This window comes from Oceanitalea stevensii (assembly GCF_014837105.1).
Classification (GTDB): domain Bacteria; phylum Actinomycetota; class Actinomycetes; order Actinomycetales; family Actinomycetaceae; genus Oceanitalea; species Oceanitalea stevensii.
Genome location: NZ_JACSPO010000006.1, coordinates 1 through 13,825, shown reverse-complemented (window position 1 = coordinate 13,825; position 13,825 = coordinate 1). Strand labels below are relative to the sequence as shown.

At 74.0% G+C, this 13,825-nt stretch carries 12 protein-coding genes; 5 read left to right on the top strand and 7 right to left on the bottom strand.

All coding sequences use genetic code 11. The features are described from left to right. Positions 1-900 (top strand): sugar ABC transporter permease, encoded by a 900-nt coding sequence (locus tag H9624_RS11195; protein WP_251839975.1) that lies wholly within the window; start codon positions 1-3, stop codon positions 898-900. Positions 901-906: 6 nt separating this feature from the next. Here the strand turns inward: H9624_RS11195 and H9624_RS11190 are convergent, their stop codons facing one another. From H9624_RS11190 to H9624_RS11180, 3 genes are read right to left on the bottom strand one after another with little or no spacing between them, the layout of a single operon-like run. Beyond that, a complete protein-coding gene (locus H9624_RS11190) occupies positions 907-2,094 on the bottom strand; it encodes an alpha-amylase family protein (RefSeq protein WP_251839974.1) in 1,188 nt (395 codons plus the stop codon). A 4-nt stretch (positions 2,095-2,098) separates the two neighbouring features. Next, positions 2,099-2,710 carry a GNAT family N-acetyltransferase gene (locus H9624_RS11185; protein WP_251839973.1) on the bottom strand — a complete coding sequence of 204 codons (612 nt, stop codon included), beginning with the start codon at positions 2,708-2,710 and terminating at the stop codon, positions 2,099-2,101. A gap of 4 nt (positions 2,711-2,714) precedes the next feature. After that, positions 2,715-3,134, bottom strand: a complete 420-nt coding sequence (locus tag H9624_RS11180; RefSeq protein WP_251839972.1) for a pyridoxamine 5'-phosphate oxidase family protein — start codon at positions 3,132-3,134, stop codon at positions 2,715-2,717. A 78-nt stretch (positions 3,135-3,212) separates the two neighbouring features. Between H9624_RS11180 and H9624_RS11175 the strand changes: the two genes are divergently transcribed. Beyond that, positions 3,213-4,469 carry a deoxyguanosinetriphosphate triphosphohydrolase gene (locus H9624_RS11175; RefSeq protein ID WP_372435136.1) on the top strand — a complete coding sequence of 419 codons (1,257 nt, stop codon included), beginning with the start codon at positions 3,213-3,215 and terminating at the stop codon, positions 4,467-4,469. A 34-nt stretch (positions 4,470-4,503) separates the two neighbouring features. On the opposite strand, the gene H9624_RS16930 is transcribed toward H9624_RS11175, so the two are convergent. Both H9624_RS16930 and H9624_RS11165 read right to left on the bottom strand, forming a co-directional pair. Further along, entirely contained in the window at positions 4,504-5,985 is a 1,482-nt protein-coding gene (locus tag H9624_RS16930; RefSeq protein WP_251839971.1) for a PP2C family protein-serine/threonine phosphatase, read from the bottom strand. 4 nt (positions 5,986-5,989) lie between these two features. Beyond that, a complete protein-coding gene (locus H9624_RS11165) occupies positions 5,990-6,697 on the bottom strand; it encodes a GAF and ANTAR domain-containing protein (RefSeq protein ID WP_251839970.1) in 708 nt (235 codons plus the stop codon). Positions 6,698-6,987: 290 nt separating this feature from the next. Between H9624_RS11165 and dnaG the strand changes: the two genes are divergently transcribed. Both dnaG and H9624_RS11155 read left to right on the top strand, forming a co-directional pair. Further along, positions 6,988-9,003 carry a DNA primase gene (gene dnaG, locus H9624_RS11160; protein ID WP_251839969.1) on the top strand — a complete coding sequence of 672 codons (2,016 nt, stop codon included), beginning with the start codon at positions 6,988-6,990 and terminating at the stop codon, positions 9,001-9,003. 122 nt (positions 9,004-9,125) lie between these two features. Then, positions 9,126-11,048: an amidase family protein gene (locus H9624_RS11155; RefSeq protein ID WP_251839968.1), complete on the top strand. Its 1,923-nt coding sequence runs from the start codon at positions 9,126-9,128 to the stop codon at positions 11,046-11,048. A 43-nt stretch (positions 11,049-11,091) separates the two neighbouring features. Here H9624_RS11155 and H9624_RS11150 read toward each other — a convergent pair whose 3' ends face one another. Further along, positions 11,092-11,865, bottom strand: a complete 774-nt coding sequence (locus tag H9624_RS11150; RefSeq protein WP_251839967.1) for an endonuclease/exonuclease/phosphatase family protein — start codon at positions 11,863-11,865, stop codon at positions 11,092-11,094. A gap of 57 nt (positions 11,866-11,922) precedes the next feature. Here H9624_RS11150 and H9624_RS11145 point away from each other — a divergent pair, with 57 nt between their 5' ends. Then, on the top strand, positions 11,923-12,489 hold the full coding sequence (locus tag H9624_RS11145; RefSeq protein ID WP_251839966.1) for a nucleotidyltransferase family protein: 567 nt from the start codon (positions 11,923-11,925) through the stop codon (positions 12,487-12,489). A 99-nt stretch (positions 12,490-12,588) separates the two neighbouring features. Here the strand turns inward: H9624_RS11145 and H9624_RS11140 are convergent, their stop codons facing one another. Further along, positions 12,589-13,245, bottom strand: coding sequence for an SMI1/KNR4 family protein (locus H9624_RS11140; protein ID WP_251839965.1), 657 nt, complete (start codon positions 13,243-13,245; stop codon positions 12,589-12,591). Positions 13,246-13,825: the final 580 nt, after the last annotated feature.

Below are 13,825 nucleotides of genomic sequence, written 5' to 3'. Positions count from 1 at the left end.
ATGGCCACCACCACCGTCCCCACCGGGCGCACCGCCGCCCCGCAGCACCGCCTCAGCCGCCGCCGCTGGTGGAGCGAGGTCGGCTGGCGCTACGTCGTCGCCGTCGTCGCGATCGTCTACGCCGTGTGGCCCATCGTCTACATCATCTCGGCCTCGCTCGCCGAGCGCGGCACCCTCACCGGCTCGAACGCGCTCTTCGCCGACGTGAGCGCGGCCAACTACGGCAAGCTCGGCGACACCTACTTCTGGACGTGGCTCGCCAACACCCTCGTCATCGCGTCGACGACGGCGGTCGGCACGGTCCTCATGGGTGCGGCGGCCGCGTACGCCTTCTCCCGCTTCCGGTTCCGCGGGCGCCGCGGCGGGCTCATCGCCCTCCTCATCATCCAGATGTTCCCGCAGCTGCTCGCCTTCGTCGCGATCTTCCTGCTGCTGCTCGTCCTGGGCGAGGTCACCCCGGTGCTCGGGCTCAACTCCCGGGTCGCGCTCATCATGGTGTACCTCGGCGGGGCGCTGGGCGTGAACACCTTCCTCATGTACGGGTTCTTCAACACCGTGCCACGGGAGCTGGACGAGGCCGCGAAGATCGACGGCGCCACCCACGCGCAGACCTACTGGACGATCATCCTGCGCCTCGTCGCGCCGATCCTCGCCGTCGTCGCCCTGCTGTCCTTCATCTCGAGCTTCTCCGACTTCCTCCTGGCCAAGCTCGTCCTGCAGTCGGAGTCGAAGTGGACGCTGGCGGTGGGGCTCTACGGGTGGGTCTCGGACCAGCTCTCGGCGAACTGGGGCCTCTTCGCGGCCGGTGCGACGATCGGCGCGATCCCGATCGTGCTCATCTTCCTCTTCCTTCAGCGCTACATCGTCTCCGGCCTCACGGCCGGGTCCGTCAAGGGCTGAGCGACCTCAGCGGCGGACGCGGGGGTCCTTCTCCCGGGGCTGCGGCTCCAGCCACTGCCACACCGCGGTGCGCGGCGGCAGCATGAGGCGACCGCCCTCGCCGGTGGCCAGCGGCGCGGAGGACAGCAGCACCTCGCGCTCGGGGGCCAGGGGCACGTCGTCGTCGCCGACGTTCGCGACGACGAGCATCTCCCCGCTGAGGAAGGCGAGCACGGTGTCCGGCACGGGACCGTCGAGCTCGTCGACCCAGGCGAGCGGCGCGAGGCCCAGCCGGTGGTCCCCGCGCAGGCGCAGGGCGGCGCGGATGGTCTCGAAGCACGAGCCCGTCTGCCCGCGCTGCTCCTCCTTGAGCCGGGCGGCCAGCGCGAGGCGCTCCGGCTCGGCGTGCTGGGTGGTCTTCACGGGCATGCCGAGCTCGATGCCCTGACGCAGGTAGACCGCGCCGGGCATCGCGAGGACGACCAGTGCCGTCGCCAGCGCGAGCTCGGGGGAGCCGGCCTCGAGGACGTCGGGGACCAGCCAGGCGCCGGCGCTGCCGAGCGCGTCACGGATGCGCAGGCTCTCCGTCACCGACTCCACGACCTGCGCGGGGTCGCCGACGTCGAGGAGGTCGGCGTCGACGAGGTGGTGCAGCCAGTCCTCGTGGAGCATGTCCGCCACCCGGGACTGGGTGGCGGGGCTGAGCCGGGTGGACAGGATCGGGTCCTCGTTGCGGGCGTGCTCGGCGAGCACGGCGTGCAGCTCGCGGTAGCGCGCGTGGGAGACCGGCTCGGACTCGGTGACCGGGCCGAGGTCGAGGCCGTCCGCGCCGCGGCTGAGCCAGTAGCGGGCGCACGCCTCCTCACGCGGGTCGAGCGGGTCGATGCGCAGGACCACGCGCAGGCCCGTGCGGTGGGCGCGGGTGAGGAGGCCGACGACGGCGTCGATGGTCTCGTCCGGCGCCTCGCCCGGCAGGGGAGGGCAGCCGATGCGCACGGCCTGGACGCCGAGACGGGACACCGCGCGGATCTGCTCGACGCGCTCGGCGACCTCCGCGAGGGTGGTCGTGCCGCTCACCAGGGGCGGCTCGTTGACGTAGACGACGGCGGAGCGCCACCACTCCGGTGAGCCGACGGCGGCGCGGTGGACCAGGCGGGTGGTCACCGTCCCCGTCGTCGCGGCCGTCGTTGGCGCGCTGGGTGCGGGGTCGGTCATGGCGTCATTGTGGCACCAACGGCGGGGCCGGGACGCGCTGACGGGCGGCCCACTCGGGCCGCAGGACCGACATGAGGAGCTGGTCGACGCGTGCGCCGTCGTAGCGCAGTGCCTCCCGCTCCCGCCCCTCGACGACGAAGCCCGCCTTCTCGTACACGCGCTGGGCGCGCGGGTTGAAGGCGTACACGCCGAGGGCGATGCGGTGGAGGGGGAGGTGGGTGAAGGCGTGGTCGAGGAGGAGGCGGGTGGCCTCGCTGCCCAGGCCGCGGTCGCGGCCGCGCGGGCCGAGAAGGATCCGGAAGTTGCACGACTCGTTGCCGGGGTCCCAGTCGTTGAGCACCACCTCGCCCACCCAGGTGCCGGTGTCCCTGTCGACGACCATGAGGTCGAGGCGGTCCTCGCGGGCCGCGAGGCCGGAGTACCAGCCGTGCAGCTGCGCGGCGTCGTGCGCGGCGGCGCGGGCCTCCTCGTCGCTGTGGACGCTGCCGGTGAGGCGCAGCAGCTCGGGGTCGGCGAGCGCCTCGAGGATGTGCGGCAGGTCCTCGTCGAGGTAGGGGCGCAGGGTGGTGAGGCTGCCGGTGAGGACGGGCTCGTGCGCCCAGGGGGAGGGGACCACGGCGCTACCCGAGGTCCGCGCTGAGCCAGCGCTCGGGCTGCATCTCGATGACGACGTGGCCGCCCAGCTCGCGGCGAGCCATCGCGAGGTAGCCCTCGGCGGCCTCCCCGGACAGGTAGCGGGAGGTCATCTCGACGAGGTGCTCGTCGGTCTGCGGCAGCACGCCGGTCACCGGCCCCTCGACGGAGACGTAGCGGACGGTGGGGGTGACGCGCTCGGCCATGAGGCTGAAGCGGCCGGCGTCCTCGATGAGGCGGGCCTTGCGCGACTGCCCGCCGGTGAGCACCCACAGCCGCCCGCCGGGCGTGTACTGGTACCAGATCGGCACGACGAGCGGCGCCCGGCCCGGCTCGGCCGTCACGGACAGCGCGCCGATGTGCGGCTCGGCCAGGAACTGCTCACGGTCCTCACGGGTCAGTGCCATGGCCCCACGCTAGTCCGGGGGGCCGACACCGGGCGGATGAACACGGCGTTGCCGCCGATCCGCCATAGGCTCGGGCTCGTGGAGGACTTGTACGCCCCGTACGGCGATGCCGACCGCGAGCGCTGGTGGCAGGAGGAGCCGAAGAACCCCAACCGCACCGCCTTCGAGCGGGACCGCGCCCGCGTGGTCCACTCCTCGGCGCTGCGGCGCCTGGGCGCGAAGACGCAGGTGCTGGGGCCCTCGAGCGACGACTTCGTCCGCACCCGGCTCACCCACTCCCTCGAGGTGGCGCAGGTGGGCCGCGAGCTCGGCAAGACGCTGGGCTGCGACCCCGACGTCGTCGACACCGCGTGCCTGGCCCACGACCTCGGCCATCCGCCCTTCGGGCACAACGGCGAGCGGGCGCTGGACGACGCGGCCGCGGACATCGGCGGCTTCGAGGGCAACGCGCAGACGCTGCGGCTGCTCACCCGCCTCGAGCCCAAGGCCTTCACCGCCGACGGCACGCCCGTGGGGCTCAACCTCACCCGCGCCAGCCTCGACGCCGCCACGAAGTACCCGTGGCCGGTGGAGGAGGCCCCGAAGAAGCCGGGCGGGCGCCCCTCGCGCAAGTTCGGCGTCTACGCCGACGACCTGCCCGTCTTCACCTGGATGCGGCAGGGCGCCCCGGACCGGCGGCTGTCCATCGAGGGCCAGGTCATGGACCTGGCCGACGACATCTCCTACTCGGTGCACGACGTCGAGGACGCCGTCGTCGGGGGGCGCATCGACCTCGCGGTGCTGCGCCGGGCGGACCAGCAGGCCGCCGTCGTCGCCCAGACCCGCCAGTGGTACAACCCGGCCGTGTCCGACGACCTGCTCGGCGCGGCCCTCGAGCGGCTCGTCGCGCTGCCGGTGTGGCTGGGGACGTGGAGCGAGAGCCGGCGCGACCGCGCGGCGCTCAAGGACATGACGAGCCAGCTCATCGGCCGCTTCTGCAACGCCGCCCACGACGCCACCCGCGAGCGCTTCGGCGACGGCCCGCTCACGCGCTACGGCGCGGACCTCGTCGTCCCGGACGACACGCTCGCGGAGATCGTCGTCCTCAAGGGCGTCACCGCGCACTACGTCATGGCGCCGCGGGAGAGCGAGCCGGTCTACCAGCGGCAGCGGACGATGCTCACCCAGCTCACCGAGGCGCTCCTCGCGGCCGGGCCGGCCGAGCTCGAGACGACCTTCGTCGCGGACTGGGAGGAGGCAGGCGACGACGGCGCCCGGCTGCGCGTCGTCGTCGACCAGGTCGCCTCCCTCACCGACACCAGCGCCCAGGCCTGGCACCAGCGGCTCTGCCGGTAGCCCGCCGAGCGGTGAGGCCCTGGTGCCGCGGTCGTCACGTCCGCAGCAGCGTCGGGTCCAGGTCCGCCTGGCCCTCGGTCGTCCACTGGACGAGGACGAGCGTCGCGTCGTCCTGCAGGACGCCCCGCTGGTGCCGCAGGAGGGACTGGAGGACCGAGCGGGAGATCTCCGGGAGCGGCTTGCCGTCGGCGGCCGCCCGCTCGATCGTGTCGATGAGCCGTCTGGTCCCGTAGAACTGGCGCTCGGAGTCGCGGGCCTCGGGGATGCCGTCGGTGTAGATGACGACGATGTCGCCGGCCTCGAGCCGCTCCTCGCCCAGGGCGGCGCTCGAGACGTCGAGCCCGAGGAGCGCGCGACGGCCCTCGTCGAGCGCCTTGACGACCTTGCCGCGGCGCAGGAGCAGGGGGGCGGGGTGCCCTGGGACGAAGTAGCGCAGACGCCCGGTGTCCAGGTCCAGGTCGCCGAACACCCCGGTGGCGAACACGTACTGCCCGCCGAAGTGCTCCGCCAGCGTGCGGTGCACGGCCTCCGCCTGCGCGAACAGGCCGTGGCCCTGGCGGCGGGCGTTGCGGTAGGCCGCCAGGCCCACTGCGGCGGCCATCCCGGCGCGGAGGTCGTGCCCGGTGGCGTCGACGACGGCGAACTGGGCGTGGGTGGGGGACAGCGAGTAGTCGAAGACGTCGCCGCCGACGGCGTGAGCAGGCTCGAGCCGGCCGCTGAGGAGGACCTTGTCGGTGCCGGCGGTGAGCGGCGGGAGCAGGCTCCACACGAGCTCCGCCTCGATGCTGCGCGGGTGGGTGCGCCGGACGGCGTCGATGGTGTCGCCGAGCACCTCCAGCGCCGTGACCAGGTGGCCGAGGTAGTGCGACACCATCCACATCTGGCGGTGCAGGACGGGGTCGTGCAGGTCCAGGGAGTCCTCGACCATGACGTCGAGCACGCCGATGCGCTCGACGCCGTCGAGGATGGGCATCCAGATGCGGGCCTGCCCGTGGCTCACGGTGGGCTGCGCCCTGACGTACCGGTAGGCCCGACCCGGGAGGGTGGTGTCGATCCTCATGGGTGTCCGGTCGGCGCCGTGCCGGCCCGGGAAGGGGACGAGGAGCTCGTTGGCGTAGTCGGCGAGGTACATCACCGTCGTGAACCCCAGGTGTGCGGCCGCGGCGTCGAGTGCTGCCGGGAGCAGGTCCGGTGGCGCGAGGTGGGTGCCGCGCAGGAGTGCCCGCAGGGCGGCGAGGGCGGCGTCCTGGTCCCCGGCCGAGCGCAGCGGGCGGGAGTACGGCGCGCGCACCTTCCCGGCGAGCGCGTCGATGTGCTCGTTGATGGCCAGCGCCACCCGGTCGCGCTGCTCGGCGGGGAGGTCGAGGGCGCCGTTGAGGTAGGCGTCCAGCTCGAGGGGACCCGCGGTCCCGCCGACGGCGAAGTACCGCCTCCACAGCTCGTCCGTGCTCAGCCGGGCGCTCACCTGGGCGTGCCGGCACAGCTGGCGCTGACGGCCCGGGGTGAGGGCGGCCACGGGCCTAGGTCCCCGTGCTCGCGGAGCGCAGCAGCCGGGCGGCGGCCTCGTGGAGAGGCGTGCCCTCACTCTGCGCGCGGCTCATGAGGTAGCTGAACGCCCGGTCCTCGGGCACCTTCTCGCGCCCCATGATGAGCCCGGTCGCCCGGGTGACGGTGTCCCGCTCCCGGAGCGCGGCCTGCACGTCCTCCCTCAGGTGTCCGGCACGCTCGGAGGTGCGGGCGCCGTTGACGAGGAGCGCCGCCTGCGCGGCGAAGAGGACCAGTGCGGACCGGTCGGCCTCGTCGAAGGCCGCCGGCTCCGTCGAGTACAGCTTGATCGCCCCCACGGAGGCCTCCCCGGCGACGAGCCCGGCGCTCGCCACGGAGCGCAGGCCGAGCTCGGCGGCCAGCGGCGCCCACCGGGGCCACCGCTCCTCCGCGGTGAGGTCGTCCGCCACGATGTAGCGACGCTGGTGCCACGCGTCGAGGCAGGGCCCTTCGTCGAGCTCGTACTGCAGCGCGTCGGCCCTCTCCACGAGGGGGTCGGTGCCCGCCGTCGTGGTCACGGAGCCGTCGGCACCCAGCAGGGTGATGCCGGAGCCGACGGCCGCCGGCACCACGTGCAGCGCCGTCGCCGTCAGCAGCGGCAGCACCGCGTCCACCACACGGCCGGACAGGAGGAGGCCGGAGGCACGAGCCATCACCGGTCCCAGCTCCTCATCCAGCCTCATGTCCATGGCGTCGCCGCGCCGGTGGACGGGCGGCGGCGCGGGCGCGCGCGAGGGGGCGAAGTCGACATCGGGTCCTCCTGGGCGCTCGGGCTGGTCTCGACCCAGGTCCCCACTCGGAGACGGCCGCCGCCCCAGGGAACGCTGGGCCGCGCCTGGGGGAGAGCGGAGCGCTCGTGACGGCTTGCCACCACGGTATACCGGGAGTGACGTGGCGCACGGTGGAACAGGTGTCGACCTTGGGGCGTGTGGAGGCCGCTCGGGGGCCGGCGCGGACGACCTACACTCGGGGCGTGGCAGGGCTGATCAAGCGGGAGGACATCGCGACCGTCCGCGAGCGTGCCCGCATCGAGGAGGTCGTGGGCGCGCACGTGACGCTCCGCCAGGCGGGCGTCGGCTCGATGAAGGGCCTGTGCCCCTTCCACGACGAGCGCACGCCGAGCTTCCACGTCCGTCCCCAGCTCGGCCTGTGGCACTGCTTCGGCTGCGACGAGGGCGGGGACGTCATCTCCTTCGTCCAGAAGATCGACAGCCTCACCTTCGCCGAGGCCGTGGAGCACCTGGCCAGCCGCACCGGGATCCAGCTGCGCTACGAGGACGGCGGGCCCGCCCGCCCGGGCGGTGACCACGGCCGCCGCCAGCGCCTCATCGACGCCCACCGGGTGGCCGAGGAGTTCTTCCGCGAGCAGCTCCTCACCCCGCAGGCGCAGATCGGGCGCCGCTTCCTCGCCGAGCGCAGCTTCGACGAGCAGGCGGCCGCCACCTTCGGGGTCGGCTTCGCCCCCCAGGGCTGGGACGGCCTGCTGCGCCACCTGCGCGGCCGCGGCTTCACCGAGCCCGAGCTCATCGCCTCCGGGCTCGTCAGCCAGGGCAACCGCGGCGTCTACGACCGCTTCCGCGGCCGGCTCGTGTGGCCGATCCGCGACGTCACCGGGGACACGATCGGCTTCGGAGCGCGTCGCCTGTCCGACGACGACCAGGGACCCAAGTACCTCAACACCCCCGAGACGCCGATCTACAAGAAGTCCTCCGTCCTGTACGGCATCGACCTCGCCAAGCGGGCGATCGCCAAGGACAAGCGGGTCGTCGTCGTCGAGGGCTACACCGACGTCATGGCCGCCCACCTCTCGGGCGTGGGGACGGCGATCGCGACGTGCGGCACCGCCTTCGGTGCCGACCACGTGCGCATCGTGCGCCGGCTGCTCGGGGACAGCGGCGACGCCGCGTCCGGCGTCATGCTGTCCTCCGGCGCCACGCGCGGCGGGGAGGTCATCTTCACCTTCGACGGCGACGAGGCCGGCCAGAAGGCGGCGCTGCGGGCGTTCGGGGAGGACCAGAAGTTCGCCTCGCAGACCTTCGTCGCCGTCGAGCCCAGCGGCATGGACCCGTGCGACCTGCGCCAGCAGCGGGGGGAGGCGGCCGTCCGGGGCCTCGTCGACAGCCGTGAGCCGCTGTTCGCCTTCGCGATCCGCTCGGCGCTGCGGCGCGTGGACCTCAACACCGCCGAGGGCCGCGTGGCCGGGCTGCGGTCCGCCGCGCCCGTCGTCGCCGGCATCCGCGACCGCGCCCTGCGCGCGGAGTACGCCCGCGAGCTGGCCGGCTGGCTCGGGATGGACGAGGTCGCGGTGCGTCGCGCCGTCGGCCAGGCCGAGCGCAGCGGCGGGGGCGCCACCGAGGCCCCGCAGCGTGGGCGCGGCGAGCAGAGCGGCCGCTACGGCGGCTCCTCACGCGGGAACGACGGCGGACGGCACCCGGCCGAGTCCTCCTCCGCCCGTCAGGCGAACCGTCCGGGCCGCGAGGACCCGGTGGCACGCCTCGAGCGGCAGGTGCTGGAGGTCGTCCTCCAGCTGCCCCACCTGGCGCTCGGCGCCGGCTTCGACGACCTGCCGCCGGACACCTTCACCGTCCCGGCCTACCGCGGCGTCCACGACGCGATTCGCGCGGCCGGCGGCACCCGGGCGTACGGGGCCGAGCTCGACCGGGCGAGCCAGGAGCGGGGCCGCGCCGACGGTGAGCGTCACGCCGCCAGCTGGTGGACCGAGACGCTGCGGGAGAACTCCGTCGGGCCCGTCGCCGGCGTCATCACCGAGCTCGCCGTCGCGCCCCTGCCCGAGGACCGGCCCGAGGCGCTGGGCAACTACGCCCGCGGTGTCCTCACGTCCCTCATCCAGATGGGGCTGACCCGGCAGATCGCCGACCTCAAGGGCCGCCTGCAGCGCACCCCCCCGGACAGCGAGGAGGCGGTGGCGCTCTTCGGTGAGCTCGTCGCCATGGAGAACCGGCGCCGCGCGCTGCGCGAGGACGGCTGAGCGCGGGTCGTCACCCGACGAAACGCGGGCGCAACTGCCGCGAAACACGCCGCTCCTAGCGTGCGGGACAGGGCCCCGGTGGCCCTCGCGCCCCATGCGCGTCCCGCGAGACGAGGAGCACCATGCGCACACCCGACACGAGACCAGGACGCGCCCGACGGCGCGTCGGCGTTCTGGCCGCGACCGCGAGCGTCGCCTGCCTGAGCGCCGCCGCGCCGGCGGCCTTCGGCGTCGTCCCCGCACCCGACCCCCACCCCGCCGTCGTCGAGCTCGGGGTGGCCGACGCCGCCGCGCTGCTCGACTCGGGGGCGACGACGTCCGTCGCCCTCGTCGAGCGCTACCTCGAGCGCATCTCGATGTACGACGACGCCTACGACGACCAGCCCGGGCTCTCCTCGGTCATCACCCTCAACGAGAACGCGCTGGCGGAGGCGGCGGCCCTCGACGCGGAGCGCGCCGCGGGTACGGTCCGCGGGCCGCTCCACGGGGTGCCGATCGTCGTCAAGGACAACTACGACACCGGGGACATGCCCACGTCCAACGGCTCGGTGGCGCTCGCGGACTTCCAGGCGCCCGACGACGCGACGCAGGTGGAGCGGCTCCGTGCCGCCGGCGCGATCGTCATCGCCAAGACCAACCTCCACGAGTTCGCCGCCGGCATCACGAGCATCAGCTCCCTCGGCGGGCAGACCCGCAACCCCTACGACCAGACCCGCAACCCGGGCGGCAGCAGCGGTGGCACCGGGGCGAGCGTGGCGGCCAGCTTCGCGACGGCGGGGCTCGGGTCCGACACGTGCGGCTCCATCCGCATCCCGGCGGCGCAGAACAACCTCGTGGGGCTGCGCCCGACGATGGGCCTGCTGAGCCGCGACGGGATCGCCCCGATGTCCGACACCCAGGACGTCGGTGGTCCGATCGCCAAGACGGTCGAGGACGTGGCGATCTTCCTCGACGCCACCGTCGGCTACGACCCCAAGGACCCGGTGACCGCGCGTGCGGAGGGCCTGGTCCCCGAGTCCTACCGCGACGTGCTCGACGACGGCGCGCTCGAGGGCCGCACCATCGGCCTTCTCGTCAACCCCCAGTACCTCGGGGTCACGCCGGCCGAGGAGCCCACGAGCGCCCTCGTGGTGGCGGCGACCGCGGACCTGGAGGAGCAGGGGGCGACCGTCGTCGAGGTCGAGATGCCGCAGGAGTACGTCGACGCGATCGCCCAGTCCGGCGTCATCGGGGACGAGTTCAAGCGCGACCTCAACACCTACCTCGCCCAGGACGGCGCCGAGTGGCCCGAGGGCCTGGCGGCGCTGACGGCGCCGGCGGACGAGCTGACGCTCTCCGACGTCGTGGCGAGCGGTGACGTGACGCCGTCGGTGCTCACGAGCATCACGCGCTACGACGCCGCACCCGAGATGCCCACCCCGGAGTACCTCGAGCGGCTGGACAAGCAGGACCGCGCGCGGGAGATCCTCGTCGAGACCTTCGAGGAGGCCGGGCTCGACGCCCTCGCCTACCCCACGATCCGGCAGGTCGCGCAGCCGGTCGGGGAGTCCCAGCCCGGCTCGAACTGCGCCTCCTCGGCGCAGACCGGCTTCCCCTCGCTCACCGTGCCCGCCGGCTTCACCGACGCCGGGCTGCCCGTGGGGCTCGAGCTCATGGGCCTGCCCTTCAGCGAGCCCGAGCTGCTCGCCATGGCCTACGACTACGAGCAGGCGACCGGCCACCGCACCGCCCCGGCGAGCACGCCGGAGATCGCGGCGCCCGAGCCGACCGAGCCGGAGCCGACGGAGCCGGAGCCGACCGAGCCCGCTCCCACCGAGCCTGAGCCGGAGCCGACCACGCCGGAGCCGGTCGAGCCCGCGCCCACCGAGCCGCCCGCCGTCGACCCGCCCGCCGTGGCGCCGGTGGACGTGCCGGCCGGCGGCGCCGGTGGCGGACTGGCCCAGACGGGAGCCGCCGTCGGGGTGCTGGGTGGTGTCGCCGCCCTGCTCCTCGCCGTCGGGATCGCCATCCCGGTCCTGCGCCGCAGGTTCGGTCAGGCAGGCTGAGCCGAGGGAGGGGCGGCCGGGGGTGCGGCCGCCCCTCCCGCGCTCAGCCGTGCCAGCCGCGCTCGACGTCGACGACGAGCGCCCGGTGGTCGGAGAGACCGGTGGCCACGGAGCGGGCCTCCCCGGCGGCGCGGACCGCGCCCTCGGCGAGGATGTGGTCGATCTGCCGGTCGGGGTGGGACACCGGGAAGGTGAGGGCGTCGGCCAGGGACCGCCAGCCGGTGACGACGGTGGGGCGCGAGCCGGCCATGTTGAGGTCCCCCATGAGGACCGCGGGGCGCGGCATCTCGGCGAGGGCGGCGACGAGCCGTTCGAGCTGGACGGTCGCCCAGTCGGGGATGAAGGTGAGGTGGGTGGAGACCGCCGTCATCTGCCCCTCGGGCGTCTCGACGACGGCGACGACGGCGACGCGCGGCTCGTCGGTCACCATCGTCGGCTCCTCCGCACCGTCGAAGACGACCGGTACCGGTCCCTGCATGGCCTCGAGCGGGATGACGGTCCACGAGCGGACGGGCCAGCGCGACAGGAGCGCGACACCGTAGCTCGCCGTGCCCGGCTGGAGGTCGCCGGTGGCCGCCGACCACGTCGTCGGCAGGCCCGCGAGGGTGGCGGCGAAGCGGTGGTCGACGGCGCCCATCGCCTCGGCGGCGATGGTCGTGAGGTCGGCGCCGTGGGAGCGGGGCTGGTCGCGGTCCACCTCCTGGAGGGCGAGGACGTCGGCGTCCAGGGCGCGGACCGCGCGGGCGTACCGGTCGAGGTCCACCGCGTCGTCGACGAGGGAGCGTCCGTGCAGGATGTTGAAGGTAGCCAGGCGCATGACCTCGATTGTGGTTCTCACGGTGCAGGAGCGCACACCCTCGTGTAGACCCTTGCCATGGCAGACGAGGAACGAGAGGCGCTGCACGACGCCCTGCGCATGGCGGCCGTCGCCCTGACGGAGGCCGAGATCCCCTTCGCGCTGTGCGGCAGCTACGCCGCCTGGGTGCGCGGCGCGCCGGAGCCGGAGCACGACGCCGACTTCGTCATCAAGGAGGAGCACATCGACCAGGCGCGGGCCGCGATCGGCGCGGCCGGCCTCGACGTCCACGAGCCGGCAGAGAACTGGCTGTTCAAGGCGTACCACAAGGGCCAGCTCGTCGACGTGCTCTACCGGATGTCCGGGGAGCCGGTGCACGACGAGCTCTTCGAGCGGGCCGACGTCCTCGAGGTGCTGGCCGTGCGGATGCCGGTGCTCAGCGCCACCGACGTGCTGTCCTCCAAGCTCCGGGTGCTGGGGGAGCACTACTGCGACTTCGGGCGGCTGCTGCCCTTCACCCGCGCGCTGCGCGAGCAGATCGACTGGGAGCAGGTGCGCGCCGAGGTCTCCTACAGCCCCTACGCGCGGGCCTTCCTCCAGCTGGTCGAGGACCTGCAGATCATCGACCCGGCACCGACGGGCTGAGGGGCGCCGCCAGCCCACGCGCCTCCCGTCCCGCGCTATCCCCTATCGCCGAGAGCCCGCTTACGCCGCGGGGGAATCCGGCTCTCGGCGCAGGAGCGCCTACGCTTGCTGGGCGAGGCGGGTGAGCTCGACGGGGGAGAGGGGGCGCTCGTAGGGGTCCGGGCGCGGGTCGGGCAGGTCGGGGGAGGCCCAGGCGAGCAGGCGGAGGACGTGCTCCTCGTCGTCGGGAGTCGTCTCGGGCGCGGGTGCGCCGAGCTCGGCCAGGCAGTCCGCGACGGCGGGATCGTCTCCCGGGTCGCCGAGCGGGAGGACGTACGCCGACCACGCGGCGAGGAAGCCGCCGAGGCTGGTGCCGAGGACCGCGAGGCCCGGCTCCTCGGACGGCGAGCCCATGAGCACGACGAGGCTCCGGCGCGCCTCGGGCACCACCCAGACGCCGAGCACCTCCTCCCCGCCGGTGTGCCCGAGGACGACCAACTCCTCCGGCACCGGCCAGTCCCGCTCCCGCAACTGCCGGGACGCCGTGGTGACGCCCTCGCCTCCCGGGCCCGTGAGCGGGTGGAGGACGAGGTCACCGGAGGCGAACGACATCCCGTTGCACGCCCCGTAGAGCTCGCGCACCTCCCGGGGGAGGGACAGGCCGGGCGACGACTCGGCGCGCGCGATCTCGGCCTCCTCGGCCGGCGGCCCGAGGTCGACGTGGGCGCCGGCGGCGCGCCAGGCGCGAAGGACGCGGGCGGTGTCAGGTGTGGTCACGAGAGCAGTGTGCCCGAGGCCCTGCGAGGACGTCAGCGTGCCCTGTCCACGGGGGCGGGTCGACAGCTGTCACGACCTGCCGAGGGGTTTGTCCCGGTATGCCCGGTTGGCGCGGCGATACGCGCGTGTTGTCTGCCACACCTTGCCGCTCCTACTTCCGGAGGAGGGACTGTGCGACTAATGTAGGGGATGCGCCGCCCCGGATCCCGGGTCCCTCCTTCTCCCCCCAGAGGTAGGGACACCGCCCCGGGGCGGCGCCTTCATGTTCGGTCACTGTCCCGCCAGGGCGCGGATCCCGGCCGAAGGCGTGGCAGCCTGACGGTGGAGTCGAGCTCAGCGTGGGCCCGGTCGCAGGCCCGAGAAGGTCAGGGTGACGGTGCCTGCTCTCGGGCCGGTCGCGCTCCCGCTCGGACCGGTTCCTCCTCCTAAAGGAGGAGAAACCCCTCATGCCTGGCCGTCGAGTGCCGATGGAGAAGGTGTGGCGCCGTCCCGCGGCCCCGAGTCGTGACTCCCCCCGGTCGCGACCCGAGCGGGGCGGCGCCCGTCCCGCCCCGGCCTGTGGAGCATCGGTGCTCGTCCT

What these genes read in the sequence shown, in the direction of transcription:
- H9624_RS11145 (WP_251839966.1), top strand. Translation starts at nt 11,923, where the DNA reads ATGGCAGACGAGGAACGAGAGGCGCTGCACGACGCCCTGCGCATGGCG.
- H9624_RS11150 (WP_251839967.1), bottom strand. Translation starts at nt 11,865, where the DNA reads ATGCGCCTGGCTACCTTCAACATCCTGCACGGACGCTCCCTCGTCGAC.
- H9624_RS11180 (WP_251839972.1), bottom strand. Translation starts at nt 3,134, where the DNA reads ATGGCACTGACCCGTGAGGACCGTGAGCAGTTCCTGGCCGAGCCGCAC.
- H9624_RS11155 (WP_251839968.1), top strand. Translation starts at nt 9,126, where the DNA reads ATGCGCACACCCGACACGAGACCAGGACGCGCCCGACGGCGCGTCGGC.
- H9624_RS11190 (WP_251839974.1), bottom strand. Translation starts at nt 2,094, where the DNA reads ATGACCGACCCCGCACCCAGCGCGCCAACGACGGCCGCGACGACGGGG.
- H9624_RS11195 (WP_251839975.1), top strand. Translation starts at nt 1, where the DNA reads ATGGCCACCACCACCGTCCCCACCGGGCGCACCGCCGCCCCGCAGCAC.
- H9624_RS11165 (WP_251839970.1), bottom strand. Translation starts at nt 6,697, where the DNA reads ATGAGGCTGGATGAGGAGCTGGGACCGGTGATGGCTCGTGCCTCCGGC.